The organism is Pseudomonas sp. FG47, assembly GCF_057809115.1.
Genome location: NZ_JBMDJI010000002.1, coordinates 108,020 through 131,022, shown reverse-complemented (window position 1 = coordinate 131,022; position 23,003 = coordinate 108,020). Strand labels below are relative to the sequence as shown.

General features: G+C 63.4%; 20 protein-coding genes, 2 pseudogenes and 1 riboswitch. Of the genes and pseudogenes, 19 read left to right on the top strand and 3 right to left on the bottom strand.

All coding sequences use genetic code 11. From position 1 onward, the window contains the following. Window positions 1-213 precede the first annotated feature (213 nt). The 7 genes and pseudogenes from ACODS5_RS03345 (at window position 214) to ACODS5_RS03315 (ending at window position 4,864) form a co-directional block, all read left to right on the top strand. Complete coding sequence (locus ACODS5_RS03345; RefSeq protein ID WP_489107902.1) at window positions 214-678, top strand: VOC family protein; 465 nt, start codon at window positions 214-216, stop codon at window positions 676-678. 85 nt (window positions 679-763) lie between these two features. Beyond that, a complete protein-coding gene (locus tag ACODS5_RS03340; protein WP_134692207.1) occupies window positions 764-1,378 on the top strand; it encodes a hypothetical protein in 615 nt (204 codons plus the stop codon). A 47-nt stretch (window positions 1,379-1,425) separates the two neighbouring features. Next, window positions 1,426-2,436 (top strand): DUF1176 domain-containing protein, encoded by a 1,011-nt coding sequence (locus ACODS5_RS03335; RefSeq protein WP_489107901.1) that lies wholly within the window; start codon window positions 1,426-1,428, stop codon window positions 2,434-2,436. Next, window positions 2,433-2,647, top strand: a pseudogene (locus ACODS5_RS03330) (TolC family outer membrane protein); the annotation flags it as partial. The gene ACODS5_RS03335 and the pseudogene ACODS5_RS03330, both read left to right, overlap by 4 nt. Before the next feature lie 332 nt (window positions 2,648-2,979). Further along, a complete protein-coding gene (locus ACODS5_RS03325; RefSeq protein ID WP_489107900.1) occupies window positions 2,980-3,768 on the top strand; it encodes an MAC/perforin domain-containing protein in 789 nt (262 codons plus the stop codon). A gap of 33 nt (window positions 3,769-3,801) precedes the next feature. Next, the gene (locus tag ACODS5_RS03320; protein WP_489107899.1) at window positions 3,802-4,353 is read left to right on the top strand and encodes an MVB12 family protein; all 552 of its coding nucleotides are present in this window, start codon (window positions 3,802-3,804) and stop codon (window positions 4,351-4,353) included. Between the two features lie 178 nt (window positions 4,354-4,531). Beyond that, window positions 4,532-4,864 carry a colicin E1 family microcin immunity protein gene (locus ACODS5_RS03315; RefSeq protein WP_134692201.1) on the top strand — a complete coding sequence of 111 codons (333 nt, stop codon included), beginning with the start codon at window positions 4,532-4,534 and terminating at the stop codon, window positions 4,862-4,864. A 10-nt stretch (window positions 4,865-4,874) separates the two neighbouring features. Here the strand turns inward: ACODS5_RS03315 and ACODS5_RS03310 are convergent, their stop codons facing one another. After that, on the bottom strand, window positions 4,875-6,548 hold the full coding sequence (locus ACODS5_RS03310) for a colicin-like pore-forming protein (RefSeq protein WP_134692199.1): 1,674 nt from the start codon (window positions 6,546-6,548) through the stop codon (window positions 4,875-4,877). Between the two features lie 230 nt (window positions 6,549-6,778). On the opposite strand from ACODS5_RS03310, the pseudogene ACODS5_RS03305 reads away from it, so the two are divergent. The 5 genes and pseudogenes from ACODS5_RS03305 to ACODS5_RS03285 all read left to right on the top strand — a co-directional run. After that, window positions 6,779-7,312, top strand: a pseudogene (locus tag ACODS5_RS03305) (GNAT family N-acetyltransferase); the annotation flags it as partial. Window positions 7,313-7,324: 12 nt separating this feature from the next. Continuing rightward, window positions 7,325-7,681 (top strand): nuclear transport factor 2 family protein, encoded by a 357-nt coding sequence (locus ACODS5_RS03300; protein WP_489108022.1) that lies wholly within the window; start codon window positions 7,325-7,327, stop codon window positions 7,679-7,681. Window positions 7,682-7,888: 207 nt separating this feature from the next. After that, a complete protein-coding gene (locus ACODS5_RS03295; RefSeq protein WP_489107898.1) occupies window positions 7,889-8,278 on the top strand; it encodes a hypothetical protein in 390 nt (129 codons plus the stop codon). Window positions 8,279-8,326: 48 nt separating this feature from the next. Next, window positions 8,327-8,473, top strand: a complete 147-nt coding sequence (locus ACODS5_RS03290; RefSeq protein ID WP_489107897.1) for a DUF2986 domain-containing protein — start codon at window positions 8,327-8,329, stop codon at window positions 8,471-8,473. Window positions 8,474-8,660: 187 nt separating this feature from the next. Continuing rightward, a complete protein-coding gene (locus ACODS5_RS03285; RefSeq protein ID WP_134692191.1) occupies window positions 8,661-9,524 on the top strand; it encodes a GGDEF domain-containing protein in 864 nt (287 codons plus the stop codon). A gap of 3 nt (window positions 9,525-9,527) precedes the next feature. On the opposite strand, the gene ACODS5_RS03280 is transcribed toward ACODS5_RS03285, so the two are convergent. Continuing rightward, window positions 9,528-9,863: a hypothetical protein gene (locus tag ACODS5_RS03280; RefSeq protein WP_134692189.1), complete on the bottom strand. Its 336-nt coding sequence runs from the start codon at window positions 9,861-9,863 to the stop codon at window positions 9,528-9,530. Window positions 9,864-10,047: 184 nt separating this feature from the next. Between ACODS5_RS03280 and ACODS5_RS03275 the strand changes: the two genes are divergently transcribed. The 7 genes from ACODS5_RS03275 to ACODS5_RS03245 all read left to right on the top strand — a co-directional run bounded on the left by ACODS5_RS03275 (window position 10,048) and on the right by ACODS5_RS03245 (window position 22,254). Beyond that, a complete protein-coding gene (locus ACODS5_RS03275) occupies window positions 10,048-12,876 on the top strand; it encodes an ATP-binding protein (protein WP_489107896.1) in 2,829 nt (942 codons plus the stop codon). Then, window positions 12,863-14,056, top strand: coding sequence for a response regulator cyclic di-GMP phosphodiesterase PvrR (gene pvrR / locus ACODS5_RS03270; RefSeq protein ID WP_489107895.1), 1,194 nt, complete (start codon window positions 12,863-12,865; stop codon window positions 14,054-14,056). Before ACODS5_RS03275 ends, pvrR begins: the two co-directional genes overlap by 14 nt. Window positions 14,057-14,145: 89 nt before the next feature. After that, the gene (locus tag ACODS5_RS03265) at window positions 14,146-17,352 is read left to right on the top strand and encodes a hybrid sensor histidine kinase/response regulator (protein ID WP_489107894.1); all 3,207 of its coding nucleotides are present in this window, start codon (window positions 14,146-14,148) and stop codon (window positions 17,350-17,352) included. Between the two features lie 68 nt (window positions 17,353-17,420). Next, window positions 17,421-18,068, top strand: coding sequence for a response regulator (locus tag ACODS5_RS03260; RefSeq protein WP_489107893.1), 648 nt, complete (start codon window positions 17,421-17,423; stop codon window positions 18,066-18,068). A gap of 114 nt (window positions 18,069-18,182) precedes the next feature. Then, window positions 18,183-18,782, top strand: coding sequence for a fimbrial protein (locus tag ACODS5_RS03255; RefSeq protein ID WP_134692179.1), 600 nt, complete (start codon window positions 18,183-18,185; stop codon window positions 18,780-18,782). A 71-nt stretch (window positions 18,783-18,853) separates the two neighbouring features. Then, the gene (locus ACODS5_RS03250) at window positions 18,854-19,606 is read left to right on the top strand and encodes a fimbrial biogenesis chaperone (RefSeq protein ID WP_134692177.1); all 753 of its coding nucleotides are present in this window, start codon (window positions 18,854-18,856) and stop codon (window positions 19,604-19,606) included. A gap of 86 nt (window positions 19,607-19,692) precedes the next feature. Next, window positions 19,693-22,254, top strand: a complete 2,562-nt coding sequence (locus tag ACODS5_RS03245; RefSeq protein WP_489107892.1) for a fimbria/pilus outer membrane usher protein — start codon at window positions 19,693-19,695, stop codon at window positions 22,252-22,254. A gap of 39 nt (window positions 22,255-22,293) precedes the next feature. Here ACODS5_RS03245 and crcB read toward each other — a convergent pair whose 3' ends face one another. Next, complete coding sequence (gene crcB / locus ACODS5_RS03240) at window positions 22,294-22,671, bottom strand: fluoride efflux transporter CrcB (protein WP_134692173.1); 378 nt, start codon at window positions 22,669-22,671, stop codon at window positions 22,294-22,296. A 74-nt stretch (window positions 22,672-22,745) separates the two neighbouring features. Beyond that, a riboswitch (Fluoride riboswitch) is annotated at window positions 22,746-22,827 on the bottom strand. Window positions 22,828-23,003 lie beyond the last annotated feature (176 nt).

Here is a 23,003-nt window from a genome sequence, read left to right as displayed (position 1 = left end):
ACGACTTGAGCATCACGGTGGACGGACCGGGAAGCGCATCACCGGGGCAAAGGTGGCGGGTGCGCGAGTAGGTATCGGCATGATGAACCCCACGGGGGTGACAGGCCCTTGATTCCGTTTAGACGCCAGGCAGATAGATGTCAAAGGGCCACGTCAGTCGTTTGCGACTATCCGCTCAACGGGCATACTGACTGCCCCTTCAGGAGCCCTGCCATGCAGCTCAAGTTCAGCCACGTGGATGTACTGGTCGCCCAACTCGAAACCGCCTGCGCCTACTACCAGCAGATGCTCGGTGCCGAGATTTCCACCACCCAGGTCTGGGAACGTCGCGGCCTGCAGGTGCGCTACGCGGTGGCGCGCCTGGGCCAGGAGCGCTTCATGCTGGTCCAGCCGCTGGCCGGCAACCTCAAGACCCTGCTCGACCAGCACGGCGAGGGCATGATCTACCGCCACTGCTATTCGACCCCGGACATCGAGCTGGCCTACGACCAACTGCTGGCTGCCGGCGTGCAGCCTGAGGACGAGAACGGCCGGCCCCTGGCCCGCGCCGACCTGCAATCGCCGGCTGGCGCGCGCATCCTCTGGCTGCCCAAGCGCTTCGGGCATTTTTCCATCGAGATCCTCGAGCAGCAGTCCATCGAGCGCTTTATCGAGGACGTGTTCGCCAGCCCGACCTAGTCGCCTTTGCCTTTCGGCACACGACAAGACCAATGGGATTGGTGATACTGCACGCCGCCATCCCCCCCCGAAAAGGATTTCGCCAATGAAGCGACTGCTCGCTTTGACCCTGCTCACCCTGGCCATAAGCGGCTGCGACAAGGCCGAACAGGCCACTGCGCTCACCGGCCAATGCGCCAAGGACACTGATTGCAAGGGTGAACGAATCTGCGAAAGCGGTCAGTGCGTCAACCCGCAGCCCCAGCAAGCACTCCTGAGCAAACCTGCCGCCATCCAATTGGCACCCGCGGCGCCGAGCGTGACCTATGTGCCATTGCCCGTCAGCGATGCCGGTGCCGGGCCGTTCACCTTGCAGCAAATGGGCATGGGCAGCGCATTGAACTACCCGTCCCGTGCCGGGGTGATCAACCTCATGGAGGCCATCGTCGAAGAGGCTGAATACACGGGGTACGTCACCATCGAAAAAGCCTACGCATTCGGCCCCTCCCGCTATGTGCTGGTGATATCCACCGGCGAGGGCGGTAATGCCTGCCCCGCCTCCACCTACGTATTCAGCTTCGATAGCAATGCTGAACAGGTCGATGGCAAGCAGCAGGTGGACGGCTGCTCGGAAATGGTCGAGAGCCTGGCCGAAGGCAACACCCTGACGATCAAGAAAGAGGGCTCGGCGAGCGTGGTGTACAACGGCCAGGTGAAGTGACAGTGCCAGGACATTCGCTCAAGGCCTGTGCGTTGCGCGGAGCACGGATGAAACTGCACGCACTGTGCTGGCCCCTGCTGGTGCTCGGCACCCTTGCCCAGGCCCAGGTGCCCAGGGAGGGCGTCGAGTTCTCCCACAAGGATTGGGACCTGGTATGCCTCAGGACCGGTACCTGCGTGGCCATGGGCTATTCACCCGGCGACAGCCTCGACGGCATCAGCCTGGCGCTCAATCGCGAAGCTGGCCCGCGCACGTCCTTCACCGGCAACCTGCTGTTCGCCGATCTGGCCGGCGACCCACCGACCACCCCGGTCAGCCTGGTACTGGACGATGAGCTGGTCGCCTCGGCGAAGGAACATGGCCCCCGCGATTTCATGCTCGACGAGTACGCCAGCCGACGCCTGGTCAACGCCCTGGCGGGCAATACCAGGATCCGCTTCGTCGATGCACTCGGACACGCCTGGCCCTTGTCCGGCGCTGGCGCAACCGCCGTGCTGCTGAAGATGGACGAACTGCAGGAACGCCTCGGCACCCCTACCGCCGCGGTCAGGCGCGGTGACGAGGACGAAGACCTGGTGCCTGGGCCCGAACGAGCCTCACCGCCGATCAGCCATCCACCACTGCTCGACACCCGCGTCGAAGATGCTCGCCTGGCCGACGACCCGTCGCTGCGCCAAGCCTTGGCCGCCGCTGTGGCGCCCCACCAGCCCTGCCCCGCCTTGCACGCCGAGCCTTTGCTGATCGAGCGGCTGGATGAACACCGGCTGCTGGTCAGCACGCAATGCGCGGCCAACAGCTACAACACCGCGACCGGGTTCTGGGTCGCCGAGGACCGGCCGCCCTACTTGGCCAGCCTGGTGACCGAAGCCGGCACCCGCTTCGACCGCGCGCGGGCCACCATTGGCTCCTGGCAGATGCAGAGCCCGCGCGGCGACTGCATGAAGCGGGCGTTCTGGACCTGGGACGGCACGCGCTTCGTGCTGACTTACCGTGCCAGCTATGTACGCTGCCGGGGTTTCAGGGACGGCGCCTGGAGCGTGCCCAGCTATGTGAATTGACCGGCAAGGCCAGCGCCAACAGCTCCAAGGCCTGGACGAGTTCGATGCCACCCGCCAGGAAGTCATCAGCGGCACCACCCGCGAATACCGCGGCGTGCAGAGTGGCGCATTGCGCGTGCACGCGCTGGAAAAGGCGGTGGCGTCCAACGAACGCTCGTTGCTGTCGGCACGCAAGGGTTTCACCCTTGGCGGCACCAGCACCAACTCGGATGGGTGGCCGTGGGTGTTCAACGAAAGCGCCATGGCACCCGATCTGACCAGCGCTGCAAGCACTAGCACCTGGCCCTGCGATCACTCCCCCGACTTCATTTAAACCCCATCAATATATATACACTCAACGCAGTAATACCAAAGATTTCACTATTTTAACCGCCCCCATCAAACACAATAAAAAACTTATCTATGCTGATTCCTTGCTCGCTGGACGATTTGTTCTATCCGCCTACAAAACATAAGGAAATCACCATGAAAAACATAGACTTGCCACAAGGCCTTGTAAACTTTTCCACGTAACACCTGCAACTTATTCGTTTTAAAGCAGGTTTGAATGAAACCGTACTACCTGGCGTCGAAGCCATTGGACCTGGCTATAACCCATTCATCAGTTATGCCAGTGTCAACAGCGGCGCGGTGCAATTGTTCGACTGGGCCACGGCCAAGAAACGCGAAGTGCCTTTCAAAGCCGGCTACTTCGTACCCGAGATCGTCGACGTGCAACAGAACGACAGCGCAACCTACACCAACGTCAGCGGCAACACGATCAGCGAGTACCAGCGCAGTCTGGCTACCAGCGTCGCCATCGAAGGCCGTTACAACTTCTTCAGTGGCTCGCTGTCCACGGATTTCGACAGTAATTCACTGCGCAACGCGGAAAGCGAGTTCACTCGCATTCAGCAATCGATCAACCTCTGGTCGTTGCGCTTGCCTTCGGTGAAGTCATTGCGCGAACTGATGCTGCCACACATGCGCCAACAACTAGATGAATTGAACGTCAACGACCCGAAGGCCATAAGCCGCTATTTCGATAGAGTTGGCAGCCATTTCCTTACCGGCATCGTAATGGGTGGACGGGCCATCCTCGCCTCCTCGACCAACAAGCTCAGGGTCAAGCGTGACTACTCGGTGTCGGTGGTCGCCAAGGCGAGCTACGAAGGGCTTACCGGCCAGTTGAGCGCAGAAGCCAAAGCCAAGTATGGCGAGTCGATCAGCAGCTTCACTCAGTACTCCAATACCCACCAGGAAGTGCGCGGCGGCGACGGTGCCAAGGCACATGGGGTGTTCAGCGGCAAAAAAGAAGACTTCCAGGCCTGGGTAGACAGTGTGAGCGCCTAGCCGGACTTCGTCGATTTCGTCCCCACCATCCCCATGCAGGAAATCTGGACCCTGTGCAGCAGCGAGGCGCAGGCCGAGGCCATGCGCAAGCATTACGATGACGTCTGGGCGCCGGCGCAATCGGAAAAGTACCGGGTCAAGGCTAACTACATCGACCAACTGGTGGTCATCACCGGCGGTAGTTCAACCATCGAACCACCGGTCGGCTACAGCAAGATCGAGTACGACCTCAATGCCGGTGCCAGCGGTGACTTCATCTACTTGTGCTATCACGAACAAACCTGGCAGGCCGACAGGCCTAAAGATGCTGTGACGGATATCAGGATCATTTTCAACAAGGAGCCTACCCCACCTGGCTATACCAAGCTGCCCCAGGACCTGAACAAGGGCGCGGGCGGTGATGATGTATTCCTCTGCTACAAGACCGAGGCTTACAACACCGACACCGCAATCAACAAGGTCACGGTCATCGGCGGCAACAATGCGGATATCAACGCTCCCTATGGTTATCTGAAGGTCCCCGGTGACCTCAACAGAGGTGCTGGCGGCAACTTCATCTATGCCTGTACCTTCGTAGGCAAGTAGTAACTGCTGCGCCCAATGAGTGGAGGCAAGCCCGCCACTCATTGGGCCGCTCATCGCCCAGCAGCAACGCGATTCCCAACGGATGCTCGAGTCTGTAATCATGGCGCTTTGTGCGAGCCGCACGACAAAAGCGCCGGTCCTGTTGGAACCGGCGCCATTGCCTCTCGATGAGCCGCTGATGGATCGACCCTACTACACCCGCCACCTGCTGATCGGCTGCCTCTACCTCGGCGTGGTAAGCCTTGCCTGGATACTCAGTGGCGACACCTTCTACCGCTCAGCCTGGCTGGTGCTCTTCATGCTGTGCAGTACCCTGCTCTATCCTTGCGCCAGGTACCTGGTGCAGACCAGTGCCGAGCGCTTGACCCGCCCAGGGTTCTGGCGCCGGGGCTACTTCATCGAGGATGTGAACAGCCCGGGCCTCCATGCCCTGTTCTCCTTCCTGTGCATGCTGTTCGCCATCCCGCTGGGTGCTGCCTACCTGCTGTTCAGGTTGGCACGCAGACACTGAAGCCCAGCGTTTAGAGGGCCATGATGAAATCGTTGAGCTTGCCCACTCGCTCATCCGTCACCCAGGCGCTGACAACCGCCATCAGCAAGGCGAAGCCCAGCACGCCCAGCGTCGCACCGGTCATCATGCTAAAGACCACGGCCACCGCAGCGGTTGCCGCCTTGCCCGCGAGAATGGTCTCGGCCTTGACGAAGAACGGCGACCAGTTGCCGGTCTGCGTGGCCTTTTTCGCCTCGGTGGCCAGGTCGACATAGTCCATGACGGTGCCGACCGAACCGAAGGCCTTGCTGAAACGCGCCAGGTCCTTGGCCATCATGTCCTTGTCCAGGGCCGCCAGCGCATTGGCGATGGCCTGGCGGTCCTTGACACTGAACTTCTTGTCGAGGATGCCTTTGTACTGGTCGAAAGCCTTGAGTGCCTGCTGGGCATTGCGAATACGTTTGCCCTGCGCCTTGCCGGCCAGCTCCTTGGCCGCCGCCGAGGCCTTTTCACCGTACTTGGCGGTCACCTCCTTGTAGAAGTCCGCGGTGAACTTGATGGCGTCCTTGATCTGGTCGGCGTCGGCCGCCCGCTCGGCCAGGCCAGCAAAGGCCGCTGCCGTCTCGTTCAGTTGGCGTGCCGACTCTTGCTTGAGCAGCGCATCGTGATAGCTCACCCACTTGAGGCCCAGTGAAGTGTTGTTCTGCAGGTAGACCAACTCCTTCAGCGCTTCCAGTTCAGGCTTGCTCAGCGGCGCCTTGATTTTCGGGTTGTTGGCCGAAAAGGTAATGGTGAGGCCGCCGCTGCTCAAAGGCGGTGGTGCCACGATAGGCCCGACGGCAGCCAGGTTGGAGGCCGCCAGACGCTGCATGAGCCCCATGTAGTGATTCAGCGCCTGGGCCGTCGACATCTTCGCCACCGCGCCTGCGCTCTTCACCACTTCGTTCTGCAGGAACTCCGGCAATTGCTGGAAGTGGATATCACGCTCCTGGGTGATGAGCGCCAGACGCTCGTCCTGTTGCGCAGTGCTCGGCACGGCCTGTGCCTCGAGCCGGTCACGTTGCTGGGCCAGGCCTGCGAGCTTGCCCGCCACTACAGCAACCGCCAACGACAGCGCCTTTGCCTCCAGAGCTGCCTTGTAGACATCGTCGTACAAGGTCCAGAGCTTCATCAGGCTGTCTGGGTTGGCTTTCCCAGAGTTGAGAAACTCGTACATCATCTTGCGCGGCAGTACATCCATGAGAAAGTACGGGCTTTGCCCATGCATGCCATACATCGTGGGGACGATCGTGACGTATTGGGCCTGCTTCGCCGTAATCATCGCTACGGCCGCTTTCTGTTCTGCGGCTGCCACCTGCACCGGCGACAACTTCTGGCCGGCCTTGGCAGCCACTTTCTTCTGCTCCAGCTCACGCTCGGTGTCACGGGTGAGGGTTTTGAAGCGAGCGGTGTAATCGGCGTCGATCTGTTTCTGGTTCCAGATCTGTTCGTTCATGAATTCGGACATGACGTTGGGCCCACCAATCTCACGATGGGGGTTACCCGGGCCTTCGCCTCGATGTGGTCCTTCCTGCAAGCCCCAACCACCACTGCTGTTGAGGTAGCCACCGCCGCCGCCCGGCCCATAGGTCTGTTGACGGTCTGGGGTGATCACCAGGGGTTGAAGCTCAACGCTGCGTACGGGAGTGAGTCCATTTTGTGCCATCTGTGAATCTCCTTCGAAAACTGTAAAGCGCGCTGGCGCGATGCATAACACTGGGCATTCCAAGCAACCAAATCCACCAGCGCATGCATATTATATGCATAAATATGCATTGAATCAATGCGATTGTGCATTTTTAATGCGGCTAGCCCTGCTTGCTCACCGGCCCTGGCCAACCCCGTGGCGATTCGGCAAGATCCCAAGCCCCTCCCGAACAATCCCGCAGGCTCGCCATGGACAGCACGCCAACACTAAGGACCGAGCGCCTGGTCCTCACCCCACTGCAACTGGATGACGCCCCGAGCATCCAGCGGCTGTTCCCGCATTGGGAGGTGGTACGCTACCTCGACAGCCATGTGCCCTGGCCCTACCCCGACGATGGCGCCTTGCAGTTCGTGCGTGATATCGCCCTGCCGGCGATCGCCCGGGGCGAGGCCTGGCACTGGGTGATCCGCCTGGCGGATGAGTCCGACCAGGCCATTGGCTGCGTGTCGCTACATGACCAGCCCGATAACCATCGCGGCTTCTGGCTCTCGCCACCCTGGCAAGGCCAGGGCTACATGAGCGAAGCCTGCGCCGCGGTCAACCGTTTCTGGTTCCAGACCCTGGGCCGGCCGACGATGCGCGTGCCCAAGGCCGCCGACAACCTCGCCTCTCGGCGTATCTCGGCCCGTGAAGGCATGCGTTTGCTGCGGGTCCAGGACGGCCATTTCGTCAGCGGTCCGATCCGCCAGGAAACCTGGGAGCTGACCCGGGACACCTGGCTGCATCAGCAGCGGGTGGTCCTTGAAGCCACCTTGGTTGGCCTGGAACAGGCGTTGCTGAACCAGAAGATCCGTAGCGATGCGGCAGCACTGCAACGGCTGCTGGCTGACGACTTCCTGGAGTTCGGCGCCAGCGGCCGGGTCTGGCGCAAGATGGAGGTGATCGACGCCTTGCTGCATGAAACCTTCACCCCCCGCGCCTTGCATGATTGCCAGGTGCGCCTGCTGGCCGACGAGGTGGCGCAGGTGACCTATACCTGCGTGGGACAGACGCCGACGCTGCGCAGCTCGATCTGGCGCAGGAGCGACGACGGCTGGCAGATGGTCTTTCACCAAGGCACGCCGACCAGAGCAGGACGAGCAACGACGTAAGAGCAGGCTGTGCCGGCGAACACCGGCACAGCCGGTGCCATCCATTGCGGCGCCTGCTTCGCCAGCACGGTTGGCTCCTACGGGGCTTAGAACGACGGCCATGGGGCGGGGCGCCTGTGCCCAGGCGACAGGCTTCGAACTTTTTCCACGGGCGCGGTCTATTTATCCGTCCATCGACCCACTGTCCCGCAGAGGCTGCCCCCGTTCATGACTACCCTTTCCCCGCGCACGCTGTTCTTCGGCTTGTTCGCCCTCGTGGCAGCGGGCTCGGCAGCGGCAGCACCGCTTACCTTCGTCCAAGAGCCCGCAGCCACCACCCGTGCCGCCAGCCCCTGGCCGGACCTTGCCGAGATGACCGCACAGCCCGCCACTACCTTGCTTGCCCACGACGACCGCTATCGGCACGACGAGCGCTATCGGCACGACGAGCGCTGGCACGACCGTCGCGACGACTGGCGTCGCGAACAGTGGCGGCGCGAGCAATGGCGCCGCGAACAGCACCGTCGCGAGCTAGAGCGCCAGCGCTACTGGGAGCGCCACCACGAGCGGGCCATGCACCATCGCTACCAACAAGACTACCGCTACTATCGCCGTTGAGCCCATGTACAATCCCCGCTCCCACATGACCGTGGGCAGAGGACGCACATGAACCGCCGCAAGAAAATCAACCAGTTGTTGAAAGCCCACGCCAAGAAGGCGAGCGCCAAGCTCGCCCCGAAAAAACCCAGGTACATCTGCAAGGCCGAGCGCGAGCGCCTGGCCGCCGAAGCCGACCTGTCCGGCGAAAGCTGAACTTCGCCCCCCGTTAGGCTCTGCTGACCTTCGCCTCAAGACTTTTCATACAGAGCCTAGTGCCACCAGGCTGCCTCTGTGTATGCTGGCCACGCGCCGCATATCGCAACCTGCGGCCCTGTACCCAGCCGGCAAGGACGCCCGCCGCCGTTCGCGAATACGCCCTCTGCGCCGGACTTTCTGCCCTATGCCCCTAGACCTGCAAGCGCTTTATCCCAAGTTGATCCAGCTGATGCTGGACACCGTGTTCGTGGTCGACCGGGACAACACCATCGTGTTCGTCAGCAATGCCTGCGAGGCCTTGCTTGGCTACCGTGCCGACGAGCTGATCGGCACGCCGATCACCCACTACATGCACCCCGACGACCTCGAAGCGACCCGTGCCTCGATCATCCGGGTGATGAACGGCCATGCCCACTTCGATTTTCGCAACCGCTACCTGCGCAAGGATGGCGGCATCGTGCATATCCTCTGGGCGGCCTTCTGGTCGGACGAACTCGGCGCGCGGATCGGCGTGGCGCGCAACATCACGGCGCTCACCCAGGCCGAGGAGGAGCTGCGCTTTCTCGCCCATCACGACCCCTTGACCAAGCTGTGCAACCGCGCGCTGTTCAATACCCGGCTGGCCTCGGCGCTAGCTGAGGCGCAGCGCCAGCAGCGGCCACTGGCGCTGCTGTTTCTCGACGTCAACGATTTCAAGGCCATCAACGATGTGCATGGCCATGCGGCGGGCGACCGGGTGCTGTGCACCCTCGCCGAGCGTCTGAAGGCTTGCGTGGGGCCGCGCGACACCGTGGCGCGCATGGGCGGCGACGAATTTACCGTGCTGTTGGCCGACACCGCGGCGGCGGGTGCGCTGGCCGAGACGCTGGCGCGGATCCTCGCCACCATGGCCGAGCCGCTGGGCGCTGATTGCAATGGGATCGCCATGCCCAACTGCAGCATCGGCGTGGCCTGTTATCCCGAGGATGGTAGCGATGCCGATACGCTGCTCAGCCATGCTGATGACCAGATGTACCGGCAAAAGAAACGCCGCTATGGCACAGGCTGATCATCAAGGCGCGGTCAGAATCACCACATAATTACCCTGGGCCAGCGGTTGTCCCTTGATATCGACCAACCGATACAGCTCACCCTGCGCATCAGCCCGAATGGCCTGCACCTCCTGCGCCTGGCGATCCACGCGCCGGACATCGACCTGGCTGCGCTGCGCCAGCGAAGGGCAGTCCGCCACCCGCACCCCCATGGCCCCTGCCTCTCCCCGGCAGGAGGACTCGACGATGCTGCCGGTGAACTGCAGCACGCCCGAGCCGATAGCCGTGGCTGCCTGCGCTTGCGCCGCCCACCCCAGGCAAGCCACTACACACGCTGCAAATGCCTTGATGCCCATCGTTTTTCTCCCTGGTGAACCCCTATACTCCCAGCCTATCCGATAAGCGGTACTAGACACGTCGGATGATGTGATACCCATCACAAAGCGAACAACGAAAGCCCCTCACCTGAGCCTCCTGGGCGCAAATGGCTTTAAGGATCGTCTGATATCGTCCTGCCATCCCCCCACCTAAAGTCGCCCGATGCGACTGAAAACCTACCTGCAACAGATCAACCCACTGCTCTCCAACCCTGAAGCGGCGCGCCACCTGCTTCGGTTGTTGGCGTTGGTGCTATCGGCGGGCATCCTCGGCGGCGCCTACAGCTTCCTGCTGCTCAGCTTCAATACCGACATCTCCAAGCGCCGCGGCTACATGAGCAGCGCGATCGCCGAGGCGCACACCTTCTTCACCAACCGTGAAGCGCTGTTGGAAAGCCTGAGCCTCTCGGCCATTGCCCGCACCACGCCGGGCAGCCTGCCGATGGCGAAGGTGCCCAGCGAGGAAGTGCACTTGCTGCTGGGCGACACGCCGGGCAAGCAATGGAGCCTGTGGCTGACCCAACGCATGTGCGACTACCTGCGCGCCAAGCAGGTCAACCTGCTGTACGTCGGCGCCGGCCCCCAGGGCCAGGCACGCTGGCTGTACAGCACCATCGCCCACGCCCACACCCCCTCCGCCACACTGCTGCGGCGCTTGCAGGCCGAACAGGCGCGCCTGCCCGCCACGGTCGAGGAACTGTGGCTGGCCGACCAGGACGAGCAGCACACACACCTGTACATCTTCCAACGCCTCGACCAGCGCGACCCGGACTCCGGCTGGCTGGGGCTGGAGATCGACAGCCGCGAAGTCTCGCCCACCCTGGACGATGCGACATCAGGCAAGTTCATGATGTACAACGCCGATGGCATGCTGGTGTTCAGCAACAGCTCCGACCCTGGGCTGAGCCAGTTGCTGCTCGCCCATCAGGGCAGTGACTTCTTCGGTTTCGTCGGCCAAGGGCTGCTGCCGGAGTACCTGGTCATCAACAAGCCGTTGATGTCGTCGGACTGGCAACTGGTGTATGCCATCGACCTGCTCGCCATCCTCTCCGGACTCTGGCTGCAGATTGTCGGCGCCCTGCTGTTCTGCCTGCTCAGTATCGGCCTGATGCTGTTGTTGATGCGCCGCTTCGAACAGCGGTTCATCAGCCCGACGGTGCAACGCATCCGCGCATTGGTCGAAAGCGAGCTGTTCAATCGCGACGTGATCGAGACCGCGCCGGTGGCGCTGTGCGTCCTGCGTCGCAGCGACGGCCAGGTGGTGCTGGAAAATCACCTGGCCCAGCAGTGGCTGGGAGAAGCCCGGGTTTCGCGCAGCGCGGCCTGGATCGAACAGGCGTTCGCCGAACCCTGTGTCGCCTGCGGCGATGACTTCGAAACCCGTGAAGGCCGACACCTCTACCTGAGCTGCGCGCCGACCCGCTACAAGGGCGAGGACGTGGTGCTTTGCGTGTTCAGCGATATCAGCGCGCGCAAGCAGATCGAGGCGGCGCTGGAGGATGCCCGGCGCGCCGCCGACAGCGCCAACGAGGCCAAGACCCAGTTCCTGGCCACCATGAGCCACGAGATCCGCACGCCGCTGCACGGGGTGCTCGGCACCCTGGAGCTGCTGTCCCGCACGACCCTCGATGGGCAGCAACGTGATTACCTGCAAGCCATCGAAGGCTCGTCGGCGACGCTGCTGCAACTGATTTGCGATGTGCTCGACGTGTCGAAGATCGAAGCCGGCCAACTGGCCCTCGAGCGCAGCGAGTTCAGCGTCGCGGAGCTGGCCATGGAGGTGGTGCAAAGCTACAGCGCAGCGGCAAGGAACAAAGGCCTGCAACTCTATGGTTGCCTGGATCCGCACTTGCCCGAGCGGCTGATCGGCGACGTCAACCGGATCCGCCAGATCCTCAATAACCTGCTGAGCAACGCCGTGAAGTTCACCGATTGCGGCCGCGTGGTGCTGCGCGCCAGGTTGCTCAACCGCGAGGGCGAGCGCTCCTCGGTGCTGTGGCAGGTGGCAGACACCGGCAAGGGCATTGCCGAGCAGGACCACGCGAACATCTTCGACCCCTTCTACCAAAGCGAAGGCCATACCCAGCTGGTGTCCGGCACCGGCCTGGGCCTGGCCATCTGCCAGCGCCTGACGCAGTTGATGAACGGCCAGTTGCGCCTGGTCAGCGAGCTGGGCCTGGGCAGCAGCTTCAGTCTGACCCTGCCGCTGGAAGTCACCTCAGCCGCCAGCGCTCCTGCCCTTGCGCCCTTCAACCTGCTGGCCGAGCGCATCCATGTGGTCTCGCCCATTCACGAGCTGGCCGAGACCTTCGTCGGCTGGCTGTGCCGCTGGGGCGCACGGGCCCAGGTGGGCATGCCGCCCAGCGCTGGCCCGGCAACCTGCGAACTGTTGCTCGAACTGCACCCGGGCAGCCTCGAACAGCCACTGGTGGCCGAATGGCTTGGCCCACGCATCATGGCCAGTGCCTTCGGCAGCTGGGAGGCCCGTGAAGACTCGCGCCAATGGCAGGTGAACCTCACCGACCTCGGCGCACTGCATCACGCGGTCAGCCAGGCCCAGGGCCTGCACCGCGCACGCGGCGAAACCCTGATGCACGCAGACACACCGGAGCCGCTCGGGCTGCACGTGCTGGTCGCCGAGGACAACGTCATCAACCAGTTGATCCTGCGCGACCAGCTCAAGGAACTCGGCTGCAGCGTGACCCTGGCCGGCGATGGCGAGCAGGCCCTGCATGCCTGGCAGCACGAGCGCTTCGACCTGGTGCTCAGCGACATCAACATGCCCGGCATGAACGGCTACGCCCTGGCCCGCGCCCTGCGCCAGCAAGGCTGCGCCCTGCCCATCATCGGCGCCACCGCCAATGCCCTGCGCGGCGAGGAAGAGCTGTGCCTGGCCGCCGGCATGGACCGCTGCCTGATCAAACCTTTCAACCTGCAAGCCCTGTTCAACTGCCTGGCCCCGTATCGAGGTAGCCGTCTTGAAGCCCTTTAACATCCTCATCGTCGAAGACCACCCATTCCAGCACATGTACCTGCAACACCTGTTCAGTGAACTGGGCAGCTTTCATCTGGAAGCCGCGCGGGATGGCCAGGAAGCCCTGGAACGCTTGCGCCTGCGCGACTTCGACCTGGTCCTGACCGACCTGCTGATGCCGGGCATGGATGGCGTGCAGTTCATCCAGCACCTCACCAGCCTGCGTCACAAGCCGGGCCTGGCGATCATGAGCGCCGCCTCGCGGCGCATGCTAATGGCCGCCAGCCTGGTGGCCAAGAACCTGGGCGTGGATGTGCTCGGGCTGATTTCCAAGCCGGTCGAGCCCGCGGCCCTGCGCAGTCTGATCGACCAGTTGCAGTTGCGCCGCCAGGCCACCACGCAAAGCACCCCGGCCGCCCTTGAGTTTGACCGCCAGGCCCTGGTCGACGCCCTGAACAACCGCGCCTTCCAGGCCTGGTTCCAACCCAAGAAGTCCTTGCACAACGGCCGCATCGTCGCCGCCGAGGCCTTGGTGCGCTGGATGCATCCGGAACAAGGCGTGCTGTTGCCGGGCACCTTCCTGCCGACCCTCAACGCCTTCGGTCTGGAAGAGCGCCTGTTGTGGGCAATGCTCAAGCAGGCCATGGACGCCCAGGCGCGTTGGCGCGAGCAGGGCTATGACATCCCGGTGTCGATCAACCTGCCGACCCACCTGCTCAACAGCCATGACCTGGCCGACCGTTTGCTGGCCTTCGTCCTGCACCACCAGGGGGTGCCCGCCAAGCTGTGCTTCGAGCTGATGGAGTGCTCGATCCCCGAAGACCTGAGCAACTTCTACGCCGGCGCCTGTCGCTTGCGGATGAAAGGTTTCGGCCTGTCCCAGGATGACTTCGGCAAGGGCTACAGCTCTTATATGAGCCTGGTCTCGACGCCTTTCACCGAGCTCAAGATCGACCGCGCGCTGGTGCAACGCTGCGATGAGAGCGAAAGCCTGGCCTCGGCCCTGGCCAGTATCGTCGCCCTGGGCCGCAAGCTTGGCCTCACCGTGGTCGCCGAAGGGGTCGAGACGCCCCAGGAGCTGGAAATGCTGCGCAAGGTCGACTGCAACCAGGTACAAGGGTTTCTGATCTCCCACGCCGTGTCGGTCGATCAATTCCAGCACCTGCTGCACAGCGATGGCCCGCCCGCGGCCTATTAATTTGCATTACCCCTGTGAAGGCCGAACTTCGGAGGTAATATCCATTTGATATCGACGCCTCCCAGGCCTTCCGGATTCCGCTGCCCCCAATGAAACAGTACAACGCCCTGCTGGAAAACCTTGCCCGCAGCTCTCTGCGCCTGAACAAAGGCATGACCGCGCTGCTGGGGCTGGCCGTGCTGCTGCTGGCTTTCAGCGTCTGGTCGATCCAGCGCCTGATCGACGAGCACAATGACACGGTGAACATTCACTTTGCCCGCCTGATGGAGAACATCCGCGAGCAGGAGTACTTCTTGAAGGCATTGGTGCGGCAAAGCGTCGAAGGCGAACTGCTCGAGCGGCACCGCCCCCTGGATGCATCACTGACACCCATGGTCGCGGAAGGCCCGGAAATCTTCGAAGGCCAGGCGTTCTCGTTCACCCTGCCATTCAGCGTCAAACTCGACCGCGAGCGCGTCGAGAGCAGCCAAATGCCGCGCATCTTCAGCCAGGGCGCGAACCTCGCCGCCTTCTACAGCAGCTTCTGGTCGGCCGCCCACTACCGCTCGCCCCAGGTGATCCTGTTCTCGCCAGGGATGCACTACGATATCGCCGTGCCCGCCGCCGGCCGTGGTCGTGGCCAGACGGTCAGTGGCAACGAACCCTTCATGACAGTAATCGGCCAGGTGGCCGCGCGCCTGCCTACAGAAGCCGCCTGGGCGCAGGAGGACGCGGTCCTTTGGCGCAGCTACGTCGCCCATCCCGATCAGGCCTCACCGGCACGGGTACTGGCGTTCGCCAGTATTGTCCAGGACCCGGCGCGGGCCAGCGCTGGACGATTCCAGGTGGCGTCGTTGGTCGATCTGGCTCAGATCAACGATTTCGAACGCATCATGGCCTGGACCGTGTATGACCGTTTCACCCTGGTCGCCCCCTCCGGCAGCGTCCTGATCGGCGACCCCGTGCCGCTGGCCGACTTGCAAGAGGGCCTGAACTTCAAGGCCAACGGCCTGGTGTTCCGTCTGCACGAACAGGCCAACGGCGGTTGGAGCGCGGTCTACACCGTGACCTACCAGCACTTCTTCCGCTATGCGTTCTGGTCGCTGGCCAGCCTCGCCGTCACCTTCCTGGTGATCTTCGGCCTGGGCCGGGTGGCCATCCGCTGGTACCAGCAGCGGGTCATCTTGCCGGCCCGCGCGGCCCACGAAACCATCGCCGAGAGCGAGGCCTTCAGCCGGGTGGTCATCGATACCGCCCCAACCGGGCTGTGCGTGGTACGTGACGCCGACCATGCCGTGCTCCTGGAGAACCAATGTGCCCAGCAGTGGCACGGGAGCGGCGAGCTGATCAAGACGCTTGCGCCGCAGTTGAACAACAGCCGCAGCGGCGAGCATCACGTGCAGATCGACGGGCGTCACCTCAAGGTCGGTTTCGTCTCGACCCGTTATCACGGCGAGGATGTCAAGCTGCTCGCCTTGAGCGATGTCACCCGCCATGTCGAGGACGCCCAGGCACTGGAAGACGCACGCCGCGCCGCCGACGCCGCCAACCAGGCCAAGACCCTGTTCCTGGCGACCATGAGCCATGAAATCCGTACCCCGCTGTACGGCGTGCTGGGTACCCTCGAACTGCTCGGCCTGACCCCGCTGGATAGTCGCCAGCAGGGCTACCTGCACACCATCCAGCGTTCCTCGGCGACCCTGTTCCAGCTGATCAGCGATGTGCTCGACGTGTCCAAGATCGAGTCCGGGCAAATGGCCCTGGAGCCCGTGGCATTCTGCCCGCTGGACATGCTCGAGGACACCCTGCGCACCTATCGCGCCTTTGCCGAGCGCAAGGGCTTGCTGCTGTATGCCTGCACCGATGCACAGCTGCCGGCGCATGTGGTCGGCGACCCGATACGCATCCGGCAGATCCTCAACAACCTGCTGAGCAACGCCATCAAGTTCACCGACACTGGCCGGGTGGTGCTGCGCACCCGCGTGCTGGCGATCGACGCCACCCAGGTCAGCCTGGAATGGCAGGTGACCGACAGCGGCATCGGGATCTCCGAGCTGCAACAAGCTCGGCTCTTCGAGCTGTTCTACCAGGTCATGGATGCCACCAGCGAGGGCGGCGCGGGCCTGGGCCTGCCGATTTGCAACTGGCTGGCGCAGATGATGGGCGGGCAGATCAAGGTGGTCAGCGAGCCAGGGTTGGGCAGCAGCTTTTCACTCAAGGTCAGCTTGCCGCTGGCTGAAGGCGCACTGGGCGACTGTCCGCAACTGGCGCCCGAGCCGAGCCCGGTGTATGTCCGCGCACCGATACCGGAGCTGGCCCAGCATTGCGTCGACTGGCTGCAGCGCCTGGGCATCGCCGCGACCCTGACGATCCCGGCGCAGGAGCAAGACAACGCCCAGGCCCTGCGGGTGGACCTGCTCGATTGCCCGGACGCCGAACCCTGGCAAGGCACGCGCATCTGCGCCAGCAGCGACGGCCCCGTGCCCGCAGCCTGGGTCGAGGGGCGCTGGCGAGTGGACATGCACGATGTACGCGCCATCGCCCGGGCCATTGCCCGGGTCCGCCAGGGCGGCGTGGCAGATGACCAGCAGGCGGTACGACAACAGCGTGCCGCCCTGCGTTTGCATATCCTCGTGGCCGAGGACAACCCGATCAACCAGGCGATCCTCCAGGAGCAGCTCGAAGCGCTGGGCTGCACCACGGTGCTCGCGGCCAATGGCGAGCAAGCCCTGCAGCGCTGGCAGCCCGGCCTGTTCGACGCGGTGCTGACCGATGTGAACATGCCGCTGCTGAACGGCTATGAACTGGCCAGGACGCTACGCCAGCACGATGCCCAGTTGCCGATCATCGGCGTCACCGCCAACGCACTGCGCGAGGAGGGCCAACGCTGCCTCGAAGTGGGCATGAATGCCTGGATGGTCAAGCCCTTGAGCCTGCAAACCTTGCGCAGCCACCTGGTGCGCTTGTGCCGGCCAAGCCTGGTCGAAGGCCCCAGCCGCGATGCACCTGACACCCTGGTCGCGGTGCCAGCCGACACCGTGCAACTGTCGCCGGCCATGCGCGCGCTGTTCGTCAGCACCCTGCAGGAGGACATGGATCACCTGCGCCAGGCCCTGGCGCAGCGCGATAGCCAGCGCCTGGGCCAGCACCTGCACAGCATCGCCGGCGCCCTGGGCGCCGTGCAGGCCCGGGCCCTGGCCGAGCAATGCTGCGCATTGGAAAATGCCCTGCTCGGCGCACCGCTCGATGCGCCCCTGGCCGGGCGCGTGGAAGAGGTGCTGGCCAGGCTGGCGGCAATCCTGGCCACACTCCAATAGAATCTCCCCATACGCTGAACCCCAATGGAATTCCCCTCCCATCCGCACCGGCTAACGGGTCGTCTTTTATGGAAAAACTCAAGGTCATCATCGCCGACGATCATCCGATCGTGCTGCTCGGCGTGCGCGAACTGGTCGAGCGTAACGCGCGCTTTGGCGTGGTCGGCGAAGCGGTCTGCTCGCAAGGGCTGATCGATCTGCTCGAAGCGCAACCGGTAGACGTGGTCATCTCCGACTACAACATGCCGGCCGACTCGCCCTATGGCGACGGCCTGAGACTGATCGACTACCTCAAGCGCAACTACCCGACGGTACGTATCCTGGTCCTGACCATGATTTCCAACCCGCTGATCCTCACGCGGCTGCATGAACTGGGGGTGGACGGCGTCATCCAGAAGAGCCAGTTGCACGGCGAAATCGAAAAAGCCCTCAATGCCGTCGCCCGCAACAATCCCTACCGCTCGCAAGCCCCGGCGCGCAACTCGGTCGTCGCCTGCACCACCGCGCTCGATCAACGGGTAGAGAGCCTGTCGCCCAAGGAGTTTGAAATATTGCGCCTGTTCGTTTCCGGAAAAAGTGTCAGTGAAATTGCCCACAGCCAAAACCGCAGTACCAAGACCATCAGCGCGCAAAAAGTTTCGGCCATGCGCAAACTTGATGTAAGCAGTGATCAGGAACTCTTGGCCTACTGCCTGGCCGGCAATATTTTTAATTGAAATAATGGCACCAAGCTACCATTCAGATTCGTCTGATGTGCCACTCCCTCCACGCGACTTATCGTAAGCGTGCATTCACATGCAGCACTTACCAATAATCGCGTGGACATCAAAATGAAAAAGTTCTCCCTGGCCGCATTGACCCTGTCGCTGATCGCCGCTTCCGCCGGCGCCTTCGCCGCCGAACCTAGCGGCCCGATCAAAGGCGGCAGCGGCAAGATCGCCTTCACCGGCGTGATCAACAATGACGCCTGCTCGGTCGACGGCGCCAATGCCGACCGCGTCATCGCCGTGGACATGGGCACTGTCTCGATCAAGGACATGGGCACCGCCGAGAACCCGGCATCGGGCCGCGTCACCGGCAAGGACTTCAACCTCAACGTCAACTGCAACGTGGGCACCAAGGTATCCATGGTCTTCGACGCCAACAGCGGCGGCTCGGGCCTGGTAACCGGCAAGAAAGTCCTGGCCCTGACCAAAGGCACCGGCACCGCCGCCAACGTCGGTATCGCCCTGCTCGACCCTGCCGGCAACCTGATCGACCTGAGCTCGGCGGCCACCGCCAAGATCCAGAGCGACGTGCACGGCACCGGTGCCGAGGGCGGCGACGCCACCCTGAGCTTCTCCGCCGCCTACGTGACCACCGGCGCTGCCGGCACCGCCACCGCCGGTCGTGGTGACGCCACCCTGCCGTTCATCCTGCAGTACGAGTAATCGCCCCGCAGGTGCCCCATGCGCGAGGCTGCAAAGCCTCGCCACTTGTTCATCCCGCAAGGTGCCCGACCATGTTGCGTCGTTCCGTGTATCCCGTGCTCGGCTTGCTGGGCATGCTCGCCGCCGCCCAGGCAACCGCCAGTATTTCCCTCAGCGCCACCCGCGTCGTGTTCGACGGCGCGCACAAGGAAGCCAACGTCACCGTGCGCAATGGCAACCAGGAAGTCCTGGTGCAATCCTGGGTGGATGGTGGCGACAGCGAACTGGCGCAAGTGCCGTTCGCCATTACCCCGCCACTGGCCAGGGTATTGCCCAAGCAAGAGCAACTGCTGCGCATTCTGTATGAAGGCCAAGGCCTGCCGAGCGATCGCGAATCGGTGGTCTGGCTGAATGTCCAGGAAATTCCACAAGCCAGTGGCCAAGCCAATACCTTGCAGTTGGCGGTGCGCCAACGCATCAAGATTTTCTTCCGCCCGGCCAACTTGCCCGGTAATGCCTTGTTGGCACCGGAACAACTGGTCTGGCAACTAACCGCGCACGCGGGTAAAGCGCAATTGACCGTGAAAAACCCTAGTTTGTATCACGTGTCCATGGCCGATATCGAACTGAAGCTGGGTAAACAAACCGTCTTCACCGCCGACTCGACCATGATTGCGCCCGGTGCTCAAAAAACCCTGGGCAGCGTGCTTTCACCGACCCAAAGTTCGCTGACCCTGACCTTCAAGAACATCAACGACTATGGCGCCCAACATAAATATTCGGCGCGTCTGGACAACGCCCAACCGGCCAACGCCAAGCCCGCAGAACCCACCATCGCCTTCTGAAAACCGTCGCGCCCTACCTCGCGCGCCGGTTTGCGTGCGGCCTTGCCGTGCCTAGCCCGTGCCGGGACATGAAATAGGTTCCTCGTATGTCTCTGTCCATCGCAGCCCGCCCCGTCCGCGGGGCCGATGCAGGCGCGCGCGCGTCCAAGCGCGGCACGCCCCGCCCGACCTGGCAACGCAACGCCCTGTCGCTGGTGATCGGCGCCGCCCTGCCCGGTTTGGCCGCCGCCGACTCCGCCCCCGACACGCAACTGCTGGGTTTCAACACCACCTTCCTGCAGGGCGCGCAATCGACGGTCGACCTGCAGTTGCTGCTGTCGGCCAACAGTGTGCTGCCGGGCAACTACCGGGTCGACCTGTACAGCAACGAGGTGCTGGTGGGCCGACGTGACATCGACTTCAAGCGCAACGACCAGACCGGGCGGGTGGAGCCCTGCCTGACCCTGGAGCTGCTCGAGCAGTTGGGCATCGACATGGACAAGCTCAGGGCCCAGGAACGCCTGGACACAGCGCAGGCCTGCCACGACCTGCCCACGCTGATCGCCCAGGCCAGCCTGAGCTACGATTCGAACCGCCTGCGCCTGGCCGCGAGCATTCCGCAGTTGGCCATGAAGCGCGGACTGCGCGGCTACGTCGACCCACAACTGTGGGATGAGGGTGTATCCGCAGCGTTCGTCAACTATCAGTTCAACACCAGCCGCAGCACCAGCGACGACCAGACCCGCACCGCCAACAACCTGAGCCTGCGCAATGGCCTAAACCTGGGCGGCTGGCGGCTGCGCAACGAGTCCAACTTCAGCAGCGGCACCGGCCGGCCGGATACCTTCAAGAGCAACCGCAGCTACCTGCAACACGACGTTACCGCGCTCAAGGGCCAGTTCAGCGCCGGCGAGATCTTCAGCGACGCCGACCTGTTCGACAGCGTGCGCTACCGTGGCCTGAAACTGGCTTCGGACGAAGGTATGCGCGCCGACAGCGAACGCGGCTATGCCCCCGTGGTGCGTGGCGTGGCCCAGACCAGCGCGACCGTGGAAATCCGCCAGAACAACTACGTGCTGTACACCACCAGCGTACCGCCCGGACCGTTCGAGATCAGCGACATCTACCCCAGCGGCTCCAACGGCGACCTCGAGATCACCATCATCGAGGCCGATGGCCGCCGCCGGGTCAGCGTGCAGGCGTTCTCCAGCCTGCCGCTGATGGTGCGCGACGGCCAGGTCAAGTACAGCCTGTCCGCCGGGCGCTACAACAGCAACAGCGAGGGCCTGGCCACGCCGCAGATGCTCAGCGGCACGCTGGCCTACGGCCTGTCCAACACCCTGACCGGCGTGCTCGGCCTGCAAGCCACCGACGACTACAAAGCGTTGGCCGTGGGCAGCGGGCTGAACACTCTGTTGGGCGCGTTTTCCCTCGACGTCACCCATTCCTCGAGCAAGGCCCAGGGCCAGACCACCCAGGGCAATAGCCTGCGGGCGCTGTACGCGAAGACCTTCACCGGTACCGACACCAACTTCACCCTGGCCGCCTACCGCTACTCCACCGAGGGCTTTCGCAGCCTCACCAACCACATCGAGGACCTCAGCAGCGACGTACGCAGGCGCAGTGGCAACTCCAAGACCCGCACCGACCTGACCATCAGCCAGAGCCTGGGGCGCAACCGCGAGTTCGGCAGCCTGTACCTGACCGCCATCGACCAGCGCTACTGGAACCGTGGCGGCTCGCAGAGCCTGTCGGCCGGCTACAGCAACAACTGGGGCGAGGTCACCTACAACCTCGATGTCAGCCACACCAAGGACCTGGACAACGCCGGCCCCACCAGCGACGACACCCAGTTCAACCTCTCGGTGTCGTTCCCGCTGGGCAGCCGCGTGCGGGCGCCGCGCGCATTCGTCACCACCAGCACGCAGAAAGGCAACGCCACCACCCAGGCGGGCGTCAACGGCTACCTGTCGGAAACCAGCGACACCTTCTATTCGATCCAGGGCGGCCACAGCCGCACCAGCGGCAACTCGGCCTCGGCCAACCTGAACACCCGCACCTCGGTGGCCGACATCAGCCTGGGCTACAGCCAGGGCCGTGGCTACGACTCGCAAAACCTCAACCTGGCCGGCGCGGTGGTGGCCCACGGTGGCGGCATCAACCTCGGCCAGACCGTCAGCGAGACCTTCGCCCTGGCCCAGGTGCCTGGGGTGAAGGGCGCGAAGATCAGCAGCTACAGCGGTGTGGAAACCGGACGCAACGGCTATGCGGTGATCCCCAACGCCCAGCCGTACCGGGTCAACTGGATCAGCCTGGACACCCGCGACTTGGGCGGCGACATCGAAATAGACAACGCCACCCAGCAGCTGGTGCCGCGCCGCGGCGCCGTGGTGCTGGCCCGCTATACCGGCAAGAGCGGGCGCCGCGTGCAGTTCGAGCTGTTCGATGGCAATGGCCAAGCGCTGCCGTTTGGCGCCTCGGTGGAGGATGCCGAAGGCCGCCAGCTGGCGATTGCCGACCCAAGCGGCAAGGCCTTGGTGCTGCTGGAGCAGGACCAGGGCGAGCTGAGCCTGAAATGGGGCGAGCGGCAATGCACGGCGCCTTACCAGTTGCCGGAGCGGGACAAGGCGGTGAACTACGAGCGCCAGCGCTTGATGTGCCGGCCGTGATTACCGGGTGTGCGGCTGTGCACGCGCGCAACGCCACCTTCAAGCAAGCCAGCGCGCCAAGGCAAACCCGGCGAAGGTCATCAACAGCGAACCCAGCACATGCGCCAGCACCGTGACCATCGCCCAGCCTGCGCGGCCATGCATGAGCATCGATAGCACCTCGGCGGAAAAGGTCGAGAACGTGGTCAGGCCGCCGCAGAAACCGGTGGTGATCAGCAGGCGCCAAGCCGGGTCGAGGTTGGGAAAGCGCAGGAACAACGCCATCGCCGCACCGATGATCAAGCCACCAACCAGGTTGACCAGCAAGGTGCCCATGGGCATGCCGGCAAACAGCGAATTCAGGCGCAGGCCCAACCACCAGCGCAGCACGCAACCGGCACTACCACCGACGACAACGGAAAATAAGGACAGGTACATCGACAAGCTCCATCAAAGGTCGGAAAGACCCCCATGGAGAGGCAGGCAAGCGCCTGCGCACCCCTCCACTGGGGGTTGGCGCAGGCATCATCAGCACTAGGCTCTATAGGAAAAGCCGAAGGCGGTTCAAGGAGGAATGCCATCTCCTGGCCGTCGATGCTACGCAAGCCCCGATAGGCTGACAAGCGCACCCGGCAACATTTGGACGCAAATAACCGAGGCAAACACCCATCCGCATCGCTAGAATGTGCGCCTGGCGTGTGCTGCGTGCGCCCGGGAGCCCTTCCCGAATACGGAGAACATTCATTTGTTTTCCGTGAGATTCGACCATG